Origin of the sequence: Vibrio cyclitrophicus (assembly GCA_023206055.1) — a bacterium.
In the GTDB taxonomy this organism is placed as follows: domain Bacteria; phylum Pseudomonadota; class Gammaproteobacteria; order Enterobacterales; family Vibrionaceae; genus Vibrio; species Vibrio cyclitrophicus_A.
In genome coordinates this window covers 3,020,568-3,042,946 of record CP065366.1, presented here as the reverse complement: position 1 = coordinate 3,042,946, position 22,379 = coordinate 3,020,568, and the positions used below count along the sequence as shown (strand labels likewise).

The 22,379-nt window shown below is 45.4% G+C and carries 16 protein-coding genes; 7 read left to right on the top strand and 9 right to left on the bottom strand.

All coding sequences use genetic code 11. The features are described from left to right. The first annotated feature begins 138 nt into the window (after positions 1 to 138). The 7 genes from acnB (at position 139) to ITG09_13295 (ending at position 9,312) form a co-directional block, all read left to right on the top strand. A complete protein-coding gene (gene acnB / locus ITG09_13325) occupies positions 139 to 2,727 on the top strand; it encodes a bifunctional aconitate hydratase 2/2-methylisocitrate dehydratase (GenBank protein ID UPR51669.1) in 2,589 nt (862 codons plus the stop codon). Positions 2,728 to 2,901: 174 nt separating this feature from the next. Next, positions 2,902 to 3,270 carry a YacL family protein gene (locus ITG09_13320; GenBank protein UPR51668.1) on the top strand — a complete coding sequence of 123 codons (369 nt, stop codon included), beginning with the start codon at positions 2,902 to 2,904 and terminating at the stop codon, positions 3,268 to 3,270. Between the two features lie 239 nt (positions 3,271 to 3,509). Then, complete coding sequence (gene glnK, locus ITG09_13315; protein UPR51667.1) at positions 3,510 to 3,848, top strand: P-II family nitrogen regulator; 339 nt, start codon at positions 3,510 to 3,512, stop codon at positions 3,846 to 3,848. A gap of 27 nt (positions 3,849 to 3,875) precedes the next feature. Then, positions 3,876 to 5,105: an ammonium transporter gene (locus ITG09_13310; GenBank protein ID UPR51666.1), complete on the top strand. Its 1,230-nt coding sequence runs from the start codon at positions 3,876 to 3,878 to the stop codon at positions 5,103 to 5,105. A gap of 295 nt (positions 5,106 to 5,400) precedes the next feature. Then, positions 5,401 to 6,414: a Fe(3+) ABC transporter substrate-binding protein gene (locus tag ITG09_13305; protein ID UPR51665.1), complete on the top strand. Its 1,014-nt coding sequence runs from the start codon at positions 5,401 to 5,403 to the stop codon at positions 6,412 to 6,414. Positions 6,415 to 6,658: 244 nt separating this feature from the next. After that, complete coding sequence (locus ITG09_13300) at positions 6,659 to 8,284, top strand: iron ABC transporter permease (protein UPR51664.1); 1,626 nt, start codon at positions 6,659 to 6,661, stop codon at positions 8,282 to 8,284. After that, complete coding sequence (locus tag ITG09_13295) at positions 8,284 to 9,312, top strand: ABC transporter ATP-binding protein (GenBank protein UPR51663.1); 1,029 nt, start codon at positions 8,284 to 8,286, stop codon at positions 9,310 to 9,312. The genes ITG09_13300 and ITG09_13295 overlap by 1 nt, the downstream gene beginning before the upstream one ends. Positions 9,313 to 9,463: 151 nt before the next feature. Here the strand turns inward: ITG09_13295 and ITG09_13290 are convergent, their stop codons facing one another. From ITG09_13290 to ITG09_13250, 9 genes are all read right to left on the bottom strand, one after another. Next, positions 9,464 to 10,876: a phosphoglucomutase/phosphomannomutase family protein gene (locus tag ITG09_13290; protein ID UPR51662.1), complete on the bottom strand. Its 1,413-nt coding sequence runs from the start codon at positions 10,874 to 10,876 to the stop codon at positions 9,464 to 9,466. 74 nt (positions 10,877 to 10,950) lie between these two features. Next, positions 10,951 to 13,356, bottom strand: a complete 2,406-nt coding sequence (locus tag ITG09_13285) for a N,N'-diacetylchitobiose phosphorylase (GenBank protein UPR51661.1) — start codon at positions 13,354 to 13,356, stop codon at positions 10,951 to 10,953. Positions 13,357 to 13,483: 127 nt separating this feature from the next. Further along, on the bottom strand, positions 13,484 to 15,430 hold the full coding sequence (locus ITG09_13280) for a beta-N-acetylhexosaminidase (GenBank protein UPR51660.1): 1,947 nt from the start codon (positions 15,428 to 15,430) through the stop codon (positions 13,484 to 13,486). Positions 15,431 to 15,442: 12 nt separating this feature from the next. Further along, the gene (locus ITG09_13275) at positions 15,443 to 16,327 is read right to left on the bottom strand and encodes an N-acetylglucosamine kinase (protein ID UPR51659.1); all 885 of its coding nucleotides are present in this window, start codon (positions 16,325 to 16,327) and stop codon (positions 15,443 to 15,445) included. Between the two features lie 2 nt (positions 16,328 to 16,329). Beyond that, the gene (locus ITG09_13270; GenBank protein ID UPR51658.1) at positions 16,330 to 18,051 is read right to left on the bottom strand and encodes a glycoside hydrolase family 9 protein; all 1,722 of its coding nucleotides are present in this window, start codon (positions 18,049 to 18,051) and stop codon (positions 16,330 to 16,332) included. Between the two features lie 98 nt (positions 18,052 to 18,149). Next, positions 18,150 to 19,145 (bottom strand): ABC transporter ATP-binding protein, encoded by a 996-nt coding sequence (locus tag ITG09_13265; GenBank protein ID UPR51657.1) that lies wholly within the window; start codon positions 19,143 to 19,145, stop codon positions 18,150 to 18,152. A gap of 87 nt (positions 19,146 to 19,232) precedes the next feature. After that, positions 19,233 to 20,216 carry an ABC transporter ATP-binding protein gene (locus tag ITG09_13260; protein UPR51656.1) on the bottom strand — a complete coding sequence of 328 codons (984 nt, stop codon included), beginning with the start codon at positions 20,214 to 20,216 and terminating at the stop codon, positions 19,233 to 19,235. Positions 20,217 to 20,218: 2 nt separating this feature from the next. Continuing rightward, positions 20,219 to 21,244, bottom strand: a complete 1,026-nt coding sequence (locus tag ITG09_13255; protein UPR51655.1) for an ABC transporter permease — start codon at positions 21,242 to 21,244, stop codon at positions 20,219 to 20,221. Positions 21,245 to 21,246: 2 nt separating this feature from the next. Next, complete coding sequence (locus tag ITG09_13250; protein UPR51654.1) at positions 21,247 to 22,233, bottom strand: ABC transporter permease; 987 nt, start codon at positions 22,231 to 22,233, stop codon at positions 21,247 to 21,249. Between the last annotated feature and the right edge of the window lie 146 nt (positions 22,234 to 22,379).

Sequence of the window (22,379 nt, the reverse complement as noted above, 5' to 3'; positions counted from 1 at the left end):
CCTCTATGATGCCGCTCATCAATACAAATTGAATGACAAAAATGGCAATGGAGAGCCAAGTTTCCAAGGATGTTCACTTCTTTATTTTACTAATAATTATGAAGGTAAGAAGTGAACCGCAATGAGAGGAAAAAAGTCGTGCTTGAAGCCTACCGTAAACACGTCGAAGAACGTGCTGCCGAGGGAGTTGTCCCAAGACCACTAGATGCTGAGCAAGTCGCTGGCCTAGTTGAACTTCTGAAGAATCCACCTCAAGGTGAAGAAGAAATCATTCTTGACCTTCTCGAAAATCGCATTCCACCGGGTGTAGATGAAGCTGCTTACGTAAAAGCTGGCTTTCTTACGGCTATCACTAAAGGTGAAGTAACTTCTCCACTAGTGAGCAAAGCAAAAGCTGCAGAACTGCTTGGTACTATGCAAGGCGGTTACAACATCGAATCTCTAGTATCTCTACTAGACGATGCAGAGCTTGCTCCAATCGCTGTTAAAGCGCTATCTCATACTCTACTGATGTTCGATGCGTTCTATGACGTAGAAGAGAAAGCGAAAGCTGGCAATGCATTTGCGCAACAAGTGCTTCAATCTTGGGCTGATGCTGAATGGTTTACAGCGAAAAACAAAGTAGCGGAAAAGATCACCGTTAAAGTATTTAAAGTTACCGGTGAAACGAACACCGATGACTTATCTCCAGCGCCTGATGCATGGTCACGCCCTGATATCCCAGTACACGCAAAAGCGATGCTGAAGATGGAACGTGATGGTATTACTCCTGATGAACAGGGTAGCGTTGGTCCAATCAATCAAATTGAAGAAATGCAAAAAGATGGCATTCCACTGGCTTACGTTGGTGATGTTGTTGGTACAGGTTCTTCACGTAAGTCGGCAACAAACTCAGTACTTTGGTTCATGGGTGAAGATATCCCATTCGTCCCAAACAAGCGTACTGGCGGTGTTTGTCTTGGTGGTAAAATTGCACCAATCTTCTATAACACAATGGAAGATTCAGGCGCACTACCCATTGAACTGAACGTACAAGACATGAACATGGGCGATATCATTGATATCTACCCGTACGAAGGTGTTGTTCACAAGAACGGTTCTGTGATTTCAAGCTTTGAGCTAAGCAAAGTACTTCTTGATGAAGTGCGTGCTGGTGGCCGTATCCCACTGATCATCGGTCGTGGTCTAACGGGTCGTGCTCGTGACGCACTAGGTCTAGAAGAAACGGATCTGTTTGCTAAACCAATCGACCCATCGGCATCTGATAAAGGCTACACGCTAGCTCAGAAGATGGTTGGTAAAGCATGTGGCGTTGAAGGTGTGCGTGCTGGTCAGTACTGTGAACCTAAAATGACTACAGTCGGTTCTCAAGATACTACCGGCCCTATGACTCGTGATGAGCTTAAAGATCTGGCGTGTCTTGGTTTCTCTGCTGACCTTGTAATGCAGTCTTTCTGTCACACATCTGCATACCCTAAACCAGTCGATGTAAATACTCACCATACGCTACCTGATTTCATTATGAACCGTGCGGGTGTTTCACTTCGTCCGGGTGATGGTGTTATCCACTCATGGCTAAACCGTATGCTTCTTCCTGATACTGTAGGTACAGGTGGTGATTCGCATACTCGTTTCCCTCTAGGTATTTCGTTCCCTGCGGGTTCTGGCTTGGTAGCATTTGCTGCGGCAACAGGCGTTATGCCTCTTGATATGCCTGAATCTATCTTGGTTCGCTTTAAAGGTGAAATGCAACCGGGTATCACGCTACGTGACCTAGTACATGCCATTCCTCTTTACGGTATCAAGCAAGGTCTACTAACGGTAGAGAAAGCAGGTAAGATCAATGAATTCTCTGGTCGTGTACTCGAAATTGAAGGTGTTGAGCACTTATCTGTTGAGCAAGCATTTGAGCTTTCTGATGCATCTGCTGAGCGTTCTGCTGCAGGTTGTACGGTTAAGCTATCTCAAGAGTCTATCGATGAGTACCTGAACTCGAATATCGTTATGCTTAAGTGGATGATTGCTGAAGGTTACGGTGATGTTCGTACGATTGAGCGTCGTATCACTGCAATGGAAGAGTGGTTAGCGAACCCTGAGTTGCTATCTGCTGATTCAGATGCGGAATACGCTCATGTTATTGAGATCGATCTTGCTGACATCGATCAGCCAATCCTATGTGCACCAAACGATCCAGATGATGCTCGTCTTCTTTCTGACGTTCAAGGCACAGAGATTCAAGAAGTATTCATCGGTTCTTGTATGACGAACATCGGTCACTTCCGTGCTGCAGGTAAGATGCTAGAAGAGTTTAACGGCTCGCTAAATACTCGCCTATGGGTCGCTCCGCCAACGAAGATGGATAAAGACCAACTGACAGAAGAAGGCTATTACGGCATCTTCGGTCGTGCTGGGGTACGTATCGAAACTCCGGGCTGTTCACTATGTATGGGTAACCAAGCTCGTGTTGCTGATGCTTCGACGGTTATGTCGACGTCAACACGTAACTTCCCGAACCGCTTAGGTAATGGCGCGAACGTTTATCTGGCTTCTGCTGAGCTTTCTGCTGTTGGCGCGATTCTAGGTCGTATCCCAACGAAAGAAGAGTACTTAGAGTACGCTGAGAAGATTAATGCAACGGCTGCTGATACATACCGTTACCTGAACTTCCATAAAATGGGTCAGTACACGGAAAAAGCGGACACGGTTATCTTCCAAGAGCCAGCGTAATCGCTTGACTGACTAAGTAACTGATTGAACGCCTTCTATTCGTAGAAGGCGTTTTTTATGTCTGAGTGCTGACGACGAGCGACTCGATCTCTTGATAACTTCGCTATATACTCTCGCCTCATTTTTGCAACAACCCTTTTATTGAACCTCTTTTTATTAGAGCTTTGGAGCCTTATGGAATTCGAATTTACTAGAAACACTCTAATGGGTGAATACTATGTGAAATGCAGCATGGACCATGAGATTGTTGGCCGTTGGCTTCAAGAAGAGATCGGTAAAGATAGGCAGAAATTAGATCATGTGATGGCGTTAATTGAGCAATCTCGACAGGATCTGAGCAATGAAGTGACGTTGCTTGGCAAAGAGATCAGTCTTGCGATTAATGAAGATGAAGTAACGATTCAAGAAAACGTATTAACGCATGAGCAAGAGATGGAAGAGGGCAGTGAGTTCGACTTCTATAATTGTGAAAGCCAAGCAAGCTGTGGAATCGAGGATTTCGAACGGCTCATAGAACGCTGGATGGATTTTTTAGGTTACTAGTCTTGAACACCTATTTGTTAGTTATTTAGAGCTTTGAATGCTCTGTTGCCCAAAACTGGAGCAATAAGAGCATCACGCATTAAGATAGTGAAAAGGCCGCACCATATTGGTGCGGTCTTTTTCTTTATTACGACCTTATTATGTTTATATAGTTTAAAATCAGTCACTTAACTTTTTGGCACGCTACTTGGATTGTAATAAGAGAATTAACGGATTAAGTAAGAATTTAAGGAACGAATATGAAATTAATAAATGCCATTGTTAAGCCATTCAAATTAGATGATGTACGCGAAGCGCTCTCTGATGTGGGTATTGAAGGTATGACTGTTTCTGAAGTGAAAGGCTTTGGTCGTCAGAAGGGACACACTGAATTGTATCGCGGTGCAGAGTACCAAGTGGATTTCCTACCAAAGGTGAAACTAGAGATTGCTACCCAAGCTGAAAATGTTGACCGAGTTGTTGAAGCGATTAGCCAAGCGGCACACACCGGAAAAATCGGCGATGGCAAAATTTTTGTGTATGACTTAAGCCAAGCCGTACGAATTCGTACTGGTGAAATGGATGCTGAAGCACTTTAAAGAATTACAAGGACTGGAGATTTTAATATGGAACTTACAACAACAGTAACGGAACTACGTTACGCACTAGACACTTTTTTCTTCCTCATTTCAGGTGCGTTGGTAATGTGGATGGCAGCAGGCTTCGCGATGTTAGAAGCTGGCCTAGTTCGTTCAAAGAACACCACAGAAATTTTAACTAAGAACATCTGCTTGTACGCGATTGCTTGTACAGCTTTCTTAGTGGTTGGTTACAACATCATGTATGTCGACAACGGTGAAGGCGGTTGGTTGCCATCATTTGGTACTCTAATTGGTACACAAGGTGAAGGTGCAGACCACTCTCTAGAATCAGACTTCTTCTTCCAGGTAGTATTCGTTGCAACAGCAATGTCTGTAGTTTCTGGTGCGGTTGCTGAGCGTATGAAGCTTTGGTCATTCCTAATCTTCTCTGTAGTACTAACAGCGTTCATATACCCAGTTGAAGGTTACTGGACTTGGGGCGGTGGTTTCCTATCAGAAGCGGGTTTCAGTGACTTCGCAGGTTCAGGTATCGTGCACATGGCTGGTGCAGCAGCAGCGTTGGCTGGTGTTCTACTACTCGGCGCTCGTAAAGGTAAATACGGTAAGAATGGTGAAATCTTCCCTATTCCTGGTTCAAACATGCCACTTGCAACGCTAGGTACATTTATCCTTTGGTTCGGTTGGTTCGGTTTCAACGGCGGTTCTCAACTGATGGTTTCGGATTTTGAGAACGCAACAGCAGTAGGTCAAATCTTCCTTAACACCAACGCAGCAGCAGCAGCTGGCGCAATCGCAGCACTACTAGTATGTAAAACAACTTGGGGTAAAGCAGACCTAACAATGATTCTAAACGGCGCGTTAGCTGGCCTAGTAGCAATCACTGCAGACCCTCTATCACCATCACCTCTATTTGCTGTAGCGATTGGTTCGGTATCTGGTGCATTGGTTGTATTCAGCATCATCGCTCTAGACAAAGCTAAGATTGATGATCCAGTAGGTGCTATCTCTGTACACGGTGTATGTGGTTTCTTCGGTCTAATGGCTGTGCCACTAAGCAACGCTGATGCGACGTTTGGTGCTCAACTAATGGGTGCAGCAGTAATCTTTGCATGGGTATTCGGTGCGAGCCTAGCAGTATGGGCAGTGCTTAAAGCAACAATCGGTATCCGAGTAACGGAAGATGAAGAACTTGAAGGTATGGACATGCACGATTGTGGTGTCGGCGCTTACCCTGAGTTTGTTTCTGTAAAATAATCAACAGTCGTCGCCTAATCTGAATGGGTTAGGTTGGACAAAGAAAGCCCCGCAACTCTTGTTGCGGGGCTTTGTTGTATTTACGCTTGCACAATATATAAACACGAGCGTTGAAGTTAGGCTCATTGTTTAAGGGGAATGACAAGACACAAAGTTGAAATGGTTTGTTACAAAAGTGAGGGTTTAAATGGTCTGAGTAGACGGATTTTTTGTTGGTCGTCATTGTAATTATGTTACTGATGAATATAATAACGCAACTGATATAGATTATCATTTCGATATAAAGGATTTTACCATGAAAAAACTGCTAACACTTTCAGCTCTAGCGTGTGGTGTAATTGCCCCGACAGCAATGGCTGCGGAAGAAGTAAACGTATACTCTTACCGTCAACCTTTCCTTGTTGAGCCAATGTTCAAAGAGTTCACAAAAGAGACTGGCATTAAAGTAAACGTTAAGTTTGCTAAAAAAGGTTTAGCAGAGAAGCTGGCTCAAGAGGGCGAATACAGCCCAGCTGACGTTGTCTTAACTGTCGATATCAGCCGTCTATCTGAGCTAACTAAACAAGGTCTGGTTCAATCTGTAGAGAGCGATGTACTTGAAAAGAACATCCCAGCTCAATACCAAGATACAGACAACGAGTGGTTCGCTCTAACAACTCGTACACGTAGCGTTTATTCTTCACGTGACCGTGTTGGTCGTCTAGGTGAAGAGTTCACTTACGAAGATCTAACTAAGCCTGAGTTTAAAGGCAAAATCTGTACTCGTAGCGGCAAGCACCCATACAATGTTTCTCTAGTATCTTCGATGATTGCTCACAAAGGTGAAGCTGAAACGAAAGAATGGCTAGAAGGCGTAAAAGCAAACCTAGCACGTAAGCCTCAAGGCAACGACCGCGCGCAAGTTAAAGCGATTAAAGAAGGTCTATGTGATGTTGCTCTTGGTAACAGCTACTACCTAGGTAAAATGGTTAATGATAAAGAGCAAAAAGCTTGGGCTGACTCTGTTTACATTAACTTCCCTAACCAAGAGACTACAGGTACTCACGTAAACATCTCTGGTATGGCAATGGCTAAATACTCTCCAAATGAAGAGAATGCCGTTAAGCTGATGGAATTCCTATCTGGTAACACAGCGCAAAGCATGTACGCAGAAGTGAACTACGAATACCCAGTGAAAGCAGATGTTAAACCTTCTGAGCTTGTTGCTTCATGGGGCGAGTTCAAAGCGGATACTATTTCTCTAGATGAAATTGCAAACCACCACGCGGCTGCAATCAAGCTATTAGACGAAGTTAAGTTCGATCTATAATTTATTACTGTAGGCTTCGGCCTAAGTAAAATGACAACCTCAAGTCGCCATTTTGGCTACTTGGGGTTGTTTGTTATTGGAAAATCACTTTTTGATACAAAGCACTCCGTTGATCCCTTGAGTTATTAGTATCTCACCTTGAAGTCATTAGAGTATATGGGTATAAATAACCCCACCATTAAAAGGATATGAGATGTATTTGCAAGTGCATTTGTGTTTCATTAAGCCTCGTTGTAGTTAGGCGATGAAAGAAAAGAATTATTTATGGAACACCAGTAGTGGCATTATTGCTGTATTACTGGTTTTACCGATCTTAGCGATTTTTATGACGGCTGTTGGAGAAACAGATGAGCTATTTTCTCATCTGATGTCCACAGTGATGCCTGCCTATACCTACAATACGGTGGTTTTAGTCATAGGAACCATGTCCCTGTCTTTAGTTTTTGGTATTCCGTCAGCTTGGGTTATGGCAATGTGTCGTGTCCCTGGAGAGCGCATTTTGCAGTGGGCACTCGTCCTGCCATTAGCAATGCCAGGTTATATTGTTGGGTATATCTTTACTGATTGGTTCGACTTTGCTGGTCCTGTTCAAGTGCTACTGCGAGACCTTACTGGGTGGGGGCCCGGAGAGTATTGGTTCCCGGATATTAGAACCTTATCCGGCGCTATTATAGTTTTGTCTCTCGTTCTCTATCCTTATGTTTATTTGCTGTGCCGCGCGGCATTTATGGAGCAAAACGTCTCCTTATTGCAATCCGCTCGTTTGCTAAAATGCTCACCTTGGGAAAGCTTCCGTCGTATCTCTTTACCACTTGTTCGTCCATCAATGGCGGTCGGTTTATCGCTTGTTGCTATGGAAACCATCGGTGACTTTGGAACCGTGAGTTACTTTGCGGTAAATACTTTAACGACTGCGGTTTATGATACTTGGCTAGGCTACTCAAGCTTAACGGCAGCAGCGAAAATATCGGCAATTATGCTGGTTATCGTGATCCTATTATTGAGCTCAGAGCGATACAGTCGCCGTAAGCAGAAGCTATTCCAGAATCAATTTAGCAGCCGTGAAGATTTTCGTTACAACCTCTCTGGTTGGAAAAAATGGCTGGCACTATTTTGGTGCTGGGGATTAGTTTGCGTTGCGTTCTTGTTCCCTCTTGGTCAGCTCATTATTTATGCCTACAAATATTTTGCTCAAAGCTGGACCCCTGAATTCAGAGAGTATGCCGTTAACAGCCTTTATGTGTCGGTGGTTGCTGCGATTATTGGCGTGATTATCGCGATGATTGTTAACTTCAATCAACGCGTTAGCCCGAGCAAGAAAAATCAGGCTTATATGCGCCTCGCTTCTATGGGCTATGCCGTTCCAGGCACCGTGTTAGCGATTGGTGTGATGGTACCTGTTTTGTTCATGGATCACTTAGTCAATGACATTGCGAAAGTGATGGAGTGGGGACGACCTGGTTTGATCTTCTCTGGTTCCATGTTCGCGCTAATCTTTGCCATGGTCGTGCGCTTCTCGGCAGTGGCAATTGGCAGTATTGAAAGTAGCTTGAGTAAAGTCTCCCCTTCATTGGATATGGCTTCCAAAACCATGGGTTGCAATACCAACCAGATGTTACGCCGTGTTCATTTACCTTTGATTAAACGTGGCGCATTGATCGCTGGCTTACTGGTGTTTATCGAATCAATGAAAGAGTTAAATGCGGCATTGCTGCTGCGTCCTTTTAACTTCGAAACATTGGCGACTTATGTTTATAACTATGCCTCAGATGAGCACCTAGAATTGGCGGCGATGCCTGCTGTATTATTAGTGTTGGTGGGTTTAATTCCTCTGATCATCGTAAACCGTTCCTTGGAGCAGAAAAACTAATGAGTTGTGCATTATCAATTAAAGATCTGACTTGTAAGTATGAGTCGCAAACCATTTTGGAAGCGCTCTCGTTAGAAGTTGAGCATGGTGAAATTGTTTGTCTTCTTGGTGCTAGTGGTTGCGGTAAAACGACCTTACTTAAGGCGATTGCCGGCTTACTTCCATTGAGTAGCGGTGTGATGAGTTTAAACTGTCAAACCATTGATGATGGCAAGAATTGGTTGCCACCAGAGCAGCGTAACATTGGTATGATTTTCCAAGATTACGCCCTGTTTCCGCACCTGACGGTAAACCAGAATGTTGGCTTTGGCTTGAAAGACCTTGCTGAGCAGCAAAAGAAAGACAAGGTTCAAGAGATGCTGGAGCTGGTTCACTTGGGTGAGTTTGGTGACCGCTACCCGCACCAACTTTCAGGTGGTCAACAACAACGTGTCGCAATTGCTCGTTCTTTAGCGTACAAGCCAGACTTATTGCTGTTAGATGAACCATTCTCAAACATCGATACTCAGGTTCGTCATGAGCTGATTTCTCAGATTCGTAAGATCTTTAAGAAGCAGGGTGTTACAGCTATCTTCGTTACTCACAGTCGTGAAGAAGCGTTCGCATTTGCAGATAAGATGGCAGTAATGAACCACGGTGTGATTGAGCAGTATGGTTCGGCCTCTGAGTTGTATTTCCATCCTTCGAGTAAGTTCGTTGCAGACTTTTTGGGCGGCGGTAGCTACCTTAATGCACAGCGTATTTCAGAGCATGAATTTGAAACCAGTTTGGGTATGGTTGAAGCCAAACCACAAACGGAGATTGAATTCGGTAATACGTGTGAACTTCTGTTAAGACCCCAGCATATCCAAGCAAGTTACGAGCAAGATAGTGCCATTTCAGTGCTAGAACAGCAATTTATGGGCGATCACTGTCGTTATGTAATCGAAGCGCATGGTCAGAAGTTGTTAGCAACCTCGTCAGAAGCACTTGAAGTGGGTATGCCGGTCAACGTAAAAGTCGATACCAAAGGCGTATTAGCTTTCTAACTAGGTACAACTCATAGTACCGTTAATTCTCGATGAATCATAAAAAAGCCCAGCACTTTAATCTAAAGTACTGGGCAAAAGTTCTTCATCTATAGGGCTAACAAGGCAGTGATTTGCTAAGTCCCATACAAGACTGCTGCGCTCTATAAGCCTATAGAGATAGGAAGTCTTTCACTTTTTGAAGAACATGTTCTGCAGTGTCTTTATCTTCCATTTCTGCGAAGATTCGTAGTAACGGCTCTGTTCCTGAGAAACGAGCAATTACCCAACCGCCATTCTTGAAGTACACCTTGGCACCATCTTCATAGCTGACTTTTTCAATTTCATATTCAAATTCAGGTAGTTGCTTCTCGACGTAGATCTTAGTGTAGAGCGCTTCTTTCTCTGAAGGTTTAAACTTACAATCGCCTTCTGCGGTATAGGCATAGCCATATTTAGAGTAAATCTCATCAAGCAGTTCAGACAGCTTCTTGCCTGTCACACTGATCATCTCAACGAGTAAGCTTGAAGCAAATACGCCATCCTTACCTTTGATGTGACCACGAATGGTTAAACCACCCGAACTTTCTCCACCAATCAGAGAGTCATCGGCCTCCATTTGCGAGCTGATGTGCTTAAAGCCTACAGGAACCTCAAAGCTCTTCTCACCATGATCTGCCGCCACTTTATCCAGTAGATGTGTGGTTGCGATGTTACGAACGACAGAGCCCTTCCAGCCTTTGTATTCCAGCAAGTAATAGTAAAGCAGGAGTAGTACTTCGTTAGGGTGAATGAAGTGACCTTTCTCATCAATAATACCCAGACGATCGGCATCGCCATCAGTACCAATACCAATGTCATAGCCTTCTGCTGCAACTAAGTGCTTCAAGCGATAGAGCGTTGCGGCATTTGGCGATGGCATCAAGCCACCAAAATCTGGGTTTTTGCCATCGTTGATGACGTCGACATCACATCGACCGTTGATCAGGACAGTCTGTAAAGCATTTTTCGCTACGCCAAACATTGGGTCGATAAGCACGCGTAGGTTGGCTTTTTTGATCGACTCGATATCGATGAAGTTGATGATCGAATCAACAAAGTCGTTCATCGGGTTGATGATCTCGATTTCTTTGTCATTCAACGCTTGTTCGAAATCGACTCGGATAACGTCTTCGTTGGTCAGTGTTGCGATTTGCTGTTCGATCTTCTCTGTGATGATCTCATCGGCATCGCGGCCACCTTCAATGAACACCTTAATGCCATTGTAGTCTGCTGGGTTGTGAGAAGCGGTGATACACGCTGAGTAGGTGCATCCCATCTCTTTTGCTTGGAACATCACGATAGGTGTTGGAACAAACTTATCGATGAAGCTTACTTTGATGTTGTTCGCCGCAAGTACTTCTGCAAACCAACATGCTGCTTTATCTGAAAGGAAGCGGCGGTCATAGCCGATCACAAACCCGTTCTTTGCGGCATTTTCATTATTGATGATGTTAGCGAGCGCTTGTGCCACCAAGCGAACATTGTCTCTGGTGAACTCTTCACCAATGAAAGCGCGCCAGCCACCTGTACCAAATTTAATCATTAGAAAATCCTTTTAGTCTCATTGTCTCAAGCTCGTAAAAACTTGAGACAAGAGCTGTTCATCAAATTGAGTGACTAGCCTAGAACAACGACAACATCGTTCACGCTGCCCTCTGCTTGTACTGGGATTGCGCCTTCAACTGATTCACCATTGATAGTGATAGAGGCAACGCCCTTGCTTACTGCATTCGGGTTTTGCACTGTGATGTTGTAAGTCGCACCGCGCCATTGACGAGTAACCTCAAACTCTGGCCAGTCAGTCGGAATGCAAGGATCGACGGTTAAACCTTCAAAGCCTGTGCGAACACCAAGAATGAAGTTGGTTACCGCAAAGTAAGCCCAACCAGAAGTACCGGTTAACCAGGGGTGGTTTGCACGGCCGTGGTCTTGATGGTCTTTACCCATGATGAACTGCACGTACGAGTATGGTTCTGCGTAACGTGTTTCAATCATGTCGTTTTGGTTGTATGGGTTGAGTGCGTCGTAGAATTTCATCGCACGGTCACCACGACCTAGCTTCGCTTCGGCTACCCAAGCCCATGGGTTCGGGTGAGAGAAGATAGCGCCGTTCTCTTTAACGCCTTGGTAAACGCGAGTCACAAAGCCGATATCGTCGTTTGGTGTTGCGAACGATGGAGAGTTTAGGTGTAAGCCGTATTCAGAGAATAAGTTCTCGTCAACTGCGTCCATCGCTTTCTCGCCACGTTCTTGAGATACCGCGCCAGATAGAACCGCTAGCGTGTTTGATTCAAGGTGAACTCGACCTTCAGTTTGTTGAGCGGTACCGATCTTGTCGCCATTCTTTGTTAGACCACGGATGTACCAGCCGCCTTCATCATCCCAAAGGTGTGTTTCACACGCTTCGCGAACATTCGCAGCCATTTCAGTGTATTTCGCAACGTCAGCGTCGTTATTGCGGAACTTAGCTAAGTCTAAGAATTCTTGCAGAGCCCAGAAGTGTAGGAATGAAACCATTGACGATTCACCGCCACCTAGGTTCAAACAGTCATTCCAGTCAGCACGTAGACCTTTACAGATACCGGTTTGACCTACGTATTCTGCAGAGAAGTTAAGTGCGGCTTTCATGTGTTCGTAAACCGTTGCTTCGCCACCATCTGCATATGGAATCACTTCGTCAAAGAAATCGTGTTCACCGGTTTCCATCACGTATTTGATGATGGTTGGTACGATCCATAAGTGATCATCAGAACAGGTATCGTCAATGCCGTGGATCTTGTCGTCATCTGACGGCGTTGGAACAACCGTTGGTGATTTAGATGGCTCAACGTCTGCTTTTTCTGGATCGAACCAGTCTGGATCGAACAAGTGTAGACCGTAGCCCGCTTTCACTTGGCCACGAAGCAGGTCGATAATACGTTTCTTGGTCATTTGTGGGTTGGCATGAGGCACTGAGATGGCATCTTGCGCTGTATCACGGTAACCAAGGCCAGTACGACCACCCACTTCAATGAAGGATGCAAAGCGAGACCAAACAACACAGGTTTCCGCTTGGTATAGCGTCCATGTGTTGATCATGGTGTCTAAGCCTTCGTTTGGAGACTTAACTTGGAATTTGTTGCAACGCTCGTCCCAGTGATCTTTGATACCTTTGAAAGCCGCATCTACGTTGGCTGTGTCTTGGTACTTCTCACGTAGGCGTTCACCGTTGCCTTTACCGATACCTAGTACATAAGCAAAGCGAACTTCTTCACCTGGCTGAATGGTAAATTGCTTGTGCAGAGAACCACAGTGGTTGTAACAGGTTTGAGCGCTGTTAGAACATTTACCGTTCTCAACCGCAATTGGGTTCGCTTCATCACGGTACATGCCAAGGAAGTTGTCACGCTGACCATCGTAGCTGTCTGGAGAGAAGGTTGATGCTAGGTAGTAGAAGCCTTCAAAGTCGTTGGTGTTGTAGTACAGGTCGTATTCAAGAACACCTTCTTGGTAAGACGTGCCCGCAGAGTACAAAGACATCTGGTGGTTCTGGTTATCCGATTGGATGTGGCTGAATGAGAACTCAACAAATGAGAATGTGCTGATAGTACGTGGCTTATCAGTGTTGTTCTTTAGTACAACGTCCCAAACTTCTGCATCTTCGCCTTTAGGTACGAATAGTGTTTTGGTCGCGGTAATACCGCTGTATTCACATTTGAACTTTGAGTAAGACAGGCCGTGACGAACTTCGTAATTCGCCTCATCTAGGCTTTTTGCCACAGGCTGCCAAGAGATAGACCAGTAATCACCGGTCTCATCATCACGCAGGTAAACATAGTGTCCAGGACGGTCAAAGGTGCCGTTTGGACGGAATTTAGTAACACGGTTGTATTCCGGAGAATTGTAGAACGAGTAACCGCCCGCATTGTGCGAAATCACGGTACAAAACTTTTCAGTACCTAGGTAGTTGGTCCAAGGTGCTGGTACATCAGGGCGAGTGATGACGTATTCGCGATTGTCGTTATCGAAATAGCCGTATTTCATTGTCATTTCCTTTTTAACAAACTGCATCTATGCAGCTAATTTTTAAATAGTGATGCTGAGTTTTATTAGACTGAGCACCTTAATTTGAGTCAGCAATCACTTGATGGAAGTGTGCTGTGGTTTTGTCTTATTCAGCTTTCCAAGGGTTGCGATAATCGACATTGAGCCTGTCGAGTAGCGGCAAGTGACCCTTTAGGCGAGACAGGTAATCTAGCCAGTTTCGGTTGTTTTTATGTGTCCAACATCCTTCAGCTAAAGCGCTAATTCTTGGAAATACCATGTAATCCATACGCTTTTGGTTGGTGACGATCTCACACCATAAAGCACACTGAATTCCGCGGATCCGCTTACGAATTGGGTCGGTGTCGGATATCTCAGCAAGCGCTTCGTAGGTATAAGCTTGTTCTAATGGGATAACGGCAGCCCAATCGACGCCCGGTTCTTCCGGTGCATAATCTTGGGTCATGTCGAGATAGGTAAACTGTGCCGGTTGCAGTACCACATCAAAGCCTTGGCGAGCACAGTTCACAGCGGCTTCTTCGCTGAGCCACGAGTAGATGATGGTCTCTTTACTCACCTTGTCGCCGTGCTGTGCTTCTTCCCAGCCCACCATGCGTTTTCCGAGTTGTTTAAGCTTATTTTCGGCATAGCGGAATAGGTGACCTTGCAAGTCTTTGCTGTCTTGGTATTGGTGCTCTTTCATCAGCGCTTGAGCGGCAGGGCTGTTAGTCCACACGCCCGGTGGTACTTCGTCTGCGCCCATGTGAATCAATTCGCTAGGGAATAGTTCTGCGACTTCTTCAATAACCGCATCTAAGAATTGGTAAGTACCTGGTAAACCTGGATTTAGCACGTTGTCGTTGTAGTGCTGAATACTCTTATATTGTGTGGTGTCTGCTTGCTCTACTAGCATGTTAGGCAGTGACTTTATTGCGGCGCGGCAGTGTCCTGGGATATCGATTTCAGGAATAACCGTGATACTGCGCTGCCCTGCGTATTCAATGACTTCACGAATTTGTTGTTGCGTGTAGAAGCCGCCATAGTTGTCAGCAAGGTGTGTGTATTGCGGTTCTAATGCATGGTCAGGGCCACGCCAAGCGCCGATATCCGTCAGCTGAGGCAGGCTCTTAATCTCAATTCTCCAACCTTCATCGTCAGTTAGGTGCCAATGAAATACGTTGAATTTGTAGTGTGCCAGTTGATTGATTAAACGCTTAACTTGCTCTACAGAGTGGAAGTGACGAGCGCAGTCCAACATCATGCCTCGGTATTTGAAACGAGGTTGATCGGCGATTTTGCAACATGGAATAGAGAAGTTCTCGGCATCCAGTTGTTGTACCAACTGAATCAAGCTTGCCACGGCGTGTGTGAAGCCAGACTGGCTGCCTGATTCAACCATGATCTGCTGTGCTGTGACGGTGAGCTTGTACTCGGCTTCGTCTAACGTCGGGTTGCTGCGAAATAGAATATCGCCGCTTTCGTCTTTTGAAAATTCAGTTGAAAGCTGATTCGAAATCGACAGTTCAAAGGTAGAAAGTAATTCTTGTTGCAGCCAAGAGACGGCTTTATCTGCAAGGTGAGATTGAACCTCAATCTTACATTCGCTGTTTAGTGCGAAGCTACCTTGCTTAATTTCGATCTGGTTCGGTTGAGGAATCAATGCAACCTCAGCAGCATTCACTTTAGGTATCTGATTGCGTTCACGGTATGGTGAAGCTAGAACTATCGGTGATATCGCGACAGGTAACACTGACGTTTCGCCTTTGTGATGCGTTTGGATAAAGGCATCGTTTAGACCGTCAGAATAAAAACGGAATGGGGCGCTTTGAATGCTGAATTCAAGGTAGTAATGGTTGTTCGCTTTTAACACTGACGAACTTGGTTTGAACGAACAAAAACTGCCAACTTGAGTCAGTTCGCCTTGCGATAAACTCTCTGGAAGGATGAATCGATCAAACGCAAAGTGCAGAGACCAATCTTTTACGTCGAGGTCACTTAAGTTATGTACCGTAAGGCCAAATCGGCAGTTATTTTTTTGTTCAGAAAGAACAGCTAAGTCGATGCGATAATTCATATAACTTCCCTGCTAAGCCTGTTGATACAAGTTGTGTTGTGGTTTTCCGGCAAACATCAATGCGCCTTCAATAGCGTCAAATTGAGGTTCAACGATCCATTGTTGTACTGGTGGTGATAGCCAGTTGAGAATGCGCTCAGCGATACTGCCCATCAGGCATACCTTGTCCGCACCTTTGCTATGCAGTGCTAGTACAAACATTTCGATATCAGCTGCGGTTTGCTTGAGCATCTCGATAGCCAGCTCATCGCCTTCGTTAGCGAGTTGAAAAATGACAGGTGAGAATTGACCGTAATCCTTTGGAATCGCGCCTTTCGACCACGCCACAATCGCATCCACATCATTATTAAAGTGATTCATAACATGCTGAGTCAGTGGGGTTTTGCTGCGAATACCGTCTTCTGCTAACAGGACTTGTTGAATCAAGCGAAGGCCCATCACTGCACCGCCGCCTTGGTCTGAAATTGGGAATTCACGACCACCAACGACGTGCTGCTCACCATCTTGTAGGTAGATGCCGCATGAGCCAGTTCCACCAATCATGATCGCGCCGTTTTGGCCATTGTGGGCACCAATACAAGCACCGTAAGCGTCAGTGTTGAGCGTCATACTTGCGAAAGGGTGTGATTGAACCATGAAGTCGAACCATGCCGATTTTTGCTCAGCGCCAGCCAGTGCAAGGCCGACATGCATATTTAAAAAATGATTTGAGTCTAGTTGCCCTTGCTGAGCCGCTTGAGTAATCGCATCAATAATAGAGTTCATCGCCACATCAACACCCAAAAGGATGTTGGCACTACCGCTCTTAGCTTCACCAATCAGGTTGCCTTGGTCATCTCTGATTCGAGCTCGGCAAGAAGTGCCTCCACCATCAATACCTATGTAGTAAAGAGTCATGATTATTGCTCCTTACTTTGCGCTAGGAAGTTGAACTGCGCAGCCGTTGCTAGCAAATACCACGCCCCATGAGGGATCCATTGTTCACCCCAACGCCAGTTTTGTAGCATGTCATCTATTTGAGCCGGTGGATTGAATGCGATGTCTTGTTCATCGTCAAAGCCCGCCGTGATGCCGTTGCAGACCCCACCTTTCGCATTAAAGAAACCAAGCTGAGGTAGGTAATCTAGGTTGTTATGGCCATGACCATCGAGCATACACATATGGTAAGGATTCAATCCTAAAATCCAATCAAGGCTGTTTTGTGAAAGCTGGATTAAGCGCTTTTGAAGATCGGCATCTTTAATGTGTGGTTGAACTAAGTATGCCATGGTCGCAATTGAGCCAAGACGAGCGTTTTCACCTTGCCACCAGTAGCCTGTTTCGTTCTGTTGAGCGACAAAGAAGGCATCACGCTTATCACCATCGACAGACTTAACGTATTGTCTTGGGTAGCCAAATGGATTGATGACTTTGTCGGTAATATTGATTTCGAATTGACAGGCTTGTTCAACAACCGTGCGAGCTCGTTCTTTCAGCTCTGTATCGGTTTCATTATCTATGTATTCGCATAGCGCAATCACTGGAAGGCCAGCTTCAGCTGCATGGAAATAGGGACGAGAGCCATCAGAGTTAGCTGACCAGAAGTGCTCAAATGAGTCATCTGACTGTTGGCGAGAGATTAAACGATTCGCCCAAGTTCTTGCTTCTGAAAGATATTGTCCGTCTTGTGTTACTCGGTACAGCTCATTGGCTGCGAGTAGGGCGCAATACTCATCGATGATGTTCTCTTCACCATCGTTTAGGTATTGCAGGTTGTATTCTTTGAGATGCCAGTAACCTTTGGTTGCGGTATCAAGATAGGTTTGGCTAGAGTAGCTACCTGAAACCTCAAGCTCGGAAGCTGCGGCTAATGCAGCAATAGCAACACCTGCACCTTGTCGATAGCCTGCTTGTAAGTCTGTTGACTTATGGCCTTCTTGAGTGGCGTACGCGCAGATGTCGCGTTGGTTGATGTCTTTACTCCACTTGTCGAATACTGTCATATAGAAGTATCCAGCCGCGTCTTGCATACGAACCAAGAAATCAGCACCGAATAGCGCTTCTTCTGTTAGGCGAGTCATGGAGAATTTAGGGAAGTCTGAATTGTCGCTAGTTAAGCGCACGCTTTTAAGCATGTTCCAAACAACCATAGGAATCTGTTGTGGGTTGAGGTAGTTGCCATAAGACAGGTGGCTAAAGTACTTGCTTACATCACCTGATGCATCGTACCAACCACCGTGGACATCGACGTATCTGTCGGTGCCGAGAATTTGTGCTTGTCGATCTTTCTTGTCAAAAGTGCCGCCACAACGTTGAGACTTGAAGTAATGAAGCACATCAGAAAAGGTGTGGTTCATTAGTAGGTTGCTGCCAATCTCAAACACTTCTGAGCGTAGGTTATCAAAGCGCAGGTAGTAGCGACCGGATTCGGTAAATGAACTGAAATCGATTGTGAAGAATTGTCCTTGATGCCAGTTTGCTACGCGGCCTTGTTTTACAACATCAAAGTTGCCCACAGTAATGTGGTTGTCGGCACACACCAAAAGTGCAGTCGTACTCGATAAACGAGCCTTTTTAGTTTGTAAGATCGCCTGCTTGGGAGCCGAAGATTCGTAGCCAATATGGTTGGTCAATAACAGCATCAATGTTCTCCAAAGGTCCTAGTTTCTTTTGGCTAGGTACCTGAATTGGTTTGGATATAAATAGTTAGGGCCCGCAGACCCTAACTCAGTCTTAATGTTTAGCTTTCGTGTAGGTAACAACGAACAAAGTGGTTATCGGCTAATTGAGTCACGCCTGGTAACTGCTCTTTACACTTATCCATGGCATGAGTACAACGACCTGCAAATGGGCAACCCGCTGAGACTGGTGTCCAAAGAGGGATTTCCCCTTTGTTACCTGCCAGTTTCTCGTGGATCGATTTCTTAGGATCTGGAACTGCCGAAACCAATAGCTGAGTGTAAGGGTGTTGAGGGTTAGCAATAACGTCATCGGTATCGCCCCATTCCACCATGTGTCCTACGTACATCACTGAAAGATCTTCAGCGATGTAACGAGCGGTTGCGATATCGTGAGTGATGTAAAGAAGAGACATTTGCTTCTCAAATTTCATCTCTTCCATTAGGTTTAAAACACCAGCACGAATCGATACATCAAGCATTGACGTAGGTTCATCGGCTAATACAACTTCTGCACCTACTGCGATATTACGAGCTAGGTTGACACGTTGACGCTGACCACCAGAGAGTTGGTGAGGGTACTTCTCTGCCGTTGCTTGTGGTGGTACTAAGCCAACTTGCTCTAGAAGATCGTACACACGCTCCTGTAACTCTTTCTTGTTACCTGGAGATACTTTTTTGTGGATCAACAATGGTCGAGCAATATGGTGGAAGATGTTATGTGTTGGGTTTAGGGAACCAAACGGGTCTTGCCATACCATTTGCACGCCTTCACGGTAATGCATAAGATCTTTTCTGCTTGAGATCTCTTGGATATCACGGCCTTTGTATTCGATCGTACCGCCCGAAGGCGCGTACATTTTTGCGATCATTTTTGCTGTTGTTGATTTACCTGAACCAGACTCACCAACGACAGCTAGGCCGCGGCTTTTGTACATCTTGAATGACACGTCGTTAATCGCACGCATCATTGGGGTTTGAATTGTGGTACTGCTTATTGGGAAGTCTTTTACGACATTCTTGCCTTCTACCAATAATTGACCGAAATCTTTGCTCATAATTGTCTCCAGAATCCTTATTCGCTTTGCTTGCATTTCGGCGGTCGAGCCGCCTTATTCGTTATTCACGCTGAATCAGCGTGCAAGCTATAGCTTCCTTTGTACTATTGGGTCACCGTACAGGTGGCAGTTAGACAAATGCCCCGGGTCGATAGAACGCAGCTTGGTTGGTACCTTGGTACACGTTTCATGTACACGGTCACAACGAGCTTGGAAACGACACCCTTCAGGAATCTCTAACAAGTTCAGAGGGTTGCCCGGAATGCCCGCTAGTTTTGTCTTTGGCCCTGTTAGTGGAGGGAAAGAACTTCCCAGCCCTTTGGTATAAGGGTGGTAAGGGTTTTCTAGAATATCTTGAGCATTAGCAACCTCGATAAGTTCACCTGAATACATGATGCCGATGCGGTCAGAGAACTCGACCATCAATGACAAGTCATGGGTGATGAACAGAATCGAGAAGCCAAATTCTTCTTTCAGTGCATAGATCTTTTGTAGGATTTCGCGCTGAACAACCACATCAAGCGCGGTCGTTGGCTCATCCATAATGATCAGCTTTGGATTCAATGCTAACGCGATAGCAATAACCAAGCGCTGACGCATGCCGCCAGAGAATTGGTGAGGGTAGTCACTCAATCGGCTTGGGTGAATATCTACGATTTCAAGTAAACCTTCAGCGCGTTGCTTAGCTTGCTCACGAGTCATGTTGGTGTGACGCATAATTACGTCACAGAACTGCTCTTCCATTGGTAATACTGGGTTGAGTGCGTTCATCGCACTCTGGAATACCATCGACATCTCGCTCCAACGGAACGCTTGCATACGGTCATCACTGTATTCAAGGATGTTCTCACCATTGAAGATAACCTCACCACCACTGATGTAAGCGGGCGGCTTATGCAGACGCATAAGAGAGAAAGCAACGGTTGATTTACCACAGCCAGACTCACCAGCTAGGCCGAATACTTCACCTGGAGCAATGTCGAAACTTACGTTGTTACACGCACGAACATCGCCAGACTCTGTGATGTAATCCACGCATAAATTGCGGATAGAAATTAGTGGTTCAGACATGATTATTTATCTCCGCTCCAAAGTGCATTTTGTGGTGGTAGTTCTGGTTCACGTTCTTCTTTGTCTTGTGCTGCTAATTTCTTCCAACGCTTCATGCCTTTGTGAGAACGCAGTTGCGGGTTGGCAATTTCATCGACAGCGAAGTTAAGTAGAGCAAGACCAGTTACAAGTAGTGTCAGTGCGATACAAGGAGCCAATAGTTCCCACCAAGCGCCAATCAGCATTGATGAAGAGGTTTGAACGTTGTAAAGCATGATGCCCCAGCTGATTGTGTTCGGGTCACCAAGACCTAGGAACGAAATCGTTGCTTCCATCATGATTGCGTACATCACCGAACCGATGAAGCTCGCGCCAACGATAGAGATAAGGTTTGGAAGAATCTCTACGAAGATAATACGGAATGAAGATTCACCCAGAACTTCAGCGGCTTTTACAAACTCTTTTTCGCGCAGTGCTAAGGTTTGGGAACGAACAACACGCGCACCCCAAGCCCAGGACATAAAGCCGATAACCAAGGTTATGGTGAGTGGCCCTGCCTCACCGATAAAGGCTGCAACGACGAACAGTAATGGGTATTGAGGAATAACCAACATGATATTCATTGCGGCTGTCAGAACATCATCGACACGTCCGCCAAAGTAACCCGCAGAAACACCGATCACTGTTGCGAGTAAACATACGGTAAGACCCGCACCAAAACCTACAGCAAGAGATACGCGTGCGCCGTATACCACTTGTGACCAAACGTCACGACCCATACGAGTTGTCCCCAGTACGTGGTCTGCCTTCTTAGACATTATCAACGTACGACGATCGTCTGCTAGGTTTTGAGCAACCCAGCCATCAGGGTTAGTTTGTGCAGACTTAACCACGAAGCCAGGGTATTCGTGTGGATTACCTGTACGCTTGTCTGGCACATGTTTTGTGATCAATGGAGCCGCAATAGCACCAAGAATAAAAATACTTAGGATGATGACGCCTGTTAGGGCCATCGGGTTACGCCAAATGAGTTTTAGAATATCTTTCATGATTATTTACCACCCTTACGAAGACGAGGGTCAAGAACAACGTAAAGCATGTCTGCAACTAAGTTAAAGAACAGCATGAATAGCGTCATGATAAGCAGTTGACCTTGCAGTACTTGGTAGTCACGAGCGTTAATTGCGTTGAAAAGTACGCTGCCAAGACCAGGGTAGTTAAAGATGATTTCGATAATCAACTGACCACCGATTGCCATACCTAGTGACATCGAAAGTGCCGTCACACTTGGTAGCATCGCGTTACGAGCTGCGTAGTTGAAAACTACTCGGTTTTCGCTCAAGCCTTTGCCTTTCGCCATGGTGATGTAGTCTTCAGCTAGCAGGTTGATCATGTTGTTACGCATGTTTACTAGGAAGCCACCAATTTGAACAATAGATGCACATAGCAAAGGTAAGAAGGCGTGGAAAGCGACATCTTTAATGAATGCCCAGCTTGTCCAATCCGGAATCGTACCTGCGGTATAGGCGTAGCCGGTTGGGAACCATTTCAAGCCGATTGCGAAGGTAAACAGCGCAATCATGGCAATAACAACTTGAGGAACAGCTTGGAGAATCAGCATCCCTGGAGTTACAAATGCATCGTATTTACTGCCGCGTTTCCATGCTGCGAAAATACCTAGGATTGAACCAATAGAGAAAGAAAGAATAACCGCGGTGCCAGCTAAGAAAAGCGACCAACCGAATGCACCACCCAGCAGTGTATTTACTGAAAGTGGGTAGAATTGGATTGATGTACCAAGCTCCCAGCTAAGAATGTTCTTCATGTACGCCACGTATTGAACTAATAAGCCGCCATCAACGAAGCCTAATAATTCTTTCATTGCAGCAATACGTTCAGGAGTAACTTGAACAGAAGCGTTCGCAAACATCATGGTAACTGGGTCACCAGGCATTGCTCTTGGAATAATAAAGTTTAACGTCGCTGCAACTAATAGCGCGACAAAATAAAATGACAAACGTCTTAAAAAATAACCCATAACTCACACCTTACTCACCCAGATTGTTTCCCTGTTTCTGGATTCAGGTCGCTCCTAGCGAAATTTGGAACGAAAAATCCCCTGACGACTAGCGCCATACTTTCAATTGATAGTGTGGGGATTTTTATAAGCGGCGTAAGAAGTTA

Excerpts from the sequence above, each read along its gene's own strand:
- ITG09_13305 (UPR51665.1), top strand. The coding sequence starts at position 5,401 with ATGAAAAAACTGCTAACACTTTCAGCTCTAGCGTGTGGTGTAATTGCC.
- ITG09_13290 (UPR51662.1), bottom strand. The coding sequence starts at position 10,876 with ATGATTAAATTTGGTACAGGTGGCTGGCGCGCTTTCATTGGTGAAGAG.
- ITG09_13285 (UPR51661.1), bottom strand. The coding sequence starts at position 13,356 with ATGAAATACGGCTATTTCGATAACGACAATCGCGAATACGTCATCACT.
- ITG09_13310 (UPR51666.1), top strand. The coding sequence starts at position 3,876 with ATGGAACTTACAACAACAGTAACGGAACTACGTTACGCACTAGACACT.
- ITG09_13250 (UPR51654.1), bottom strand. The coding sequence starts at position 22,233 with ATGGGTTATTTTTTAAGACGTTTGTCATTTTATTTTGTCGCGCTATTA.
- ITG09_13265 (UPR51657.1), bottom strand. The coding sequence starts at position 19,145 with ATGAGCAAAGATTTCGGTCAATTATTGGTAGAAGGCAAGAATGTCGTA.
- glnK (UPR51667.1), top strand. The coding sequence starts at position 3,510 with ATGAAATTAATAAATGCCATTGTTAAGCCATTCAAATTAGATGATGTA.
- ITG09_13280 (UPR51660.1), bottom strand. The coding sequence starts at position 15,430 with ATGAATTATCGCATCGACTTAGCTGTTCTTTCTGAACAAAAAAATAAC.
- ITG09_13300 (UPR51664.1), top strand. The coding sequence starts at position 6,659 with ATGAAAGAAAAGAATTATTTATGGAACACCAGTAGTGGCATTATTGCT.
- ITG09_13295 (UPR51663.1), top strand. The coding sequence starts at position 8,284 with ATGAGTTGTGCATTATCAATTAAAGATCTGACTTGTAAGTATGAGTCG.
- ITG09_13320 (UPR51668.1), top strand. The coding sequence starts at position 2,902 with ATGGAATTCGAATTTACTAGAAACACTCTAATGGGTGAATACTATGTG.
- ITG09_13260 (UPR51656.1), bottom strand. The coding sequence starts at position 20,216 with ATGTCTGAACCACTAATTTCTATCCGCAATTTATGCGTGGATTACATC.
- ITG09_13270 (UPR51658.1), bottom strand. The coding sequence starts at position 18,051 with ATGCTGTTATTGACCAACCATATTGGCTACGAATCTTCGGCTCCCAAG.
- ITG09_13275 (UPR51659.1), bottom strand. The coding sequence starts at position 16,327 with ATGACTCTTTACTACATAGGTATTGATGGTGGAGGCACTTCTTGCCGA.
- ITG09_13255 (UPR51655.1), bottom strand. The coding sequence starts at position 21,244 with ATGAAAGATATTCTAAAACTCATTTGGCGTAACCCGATGGCCCTAACA.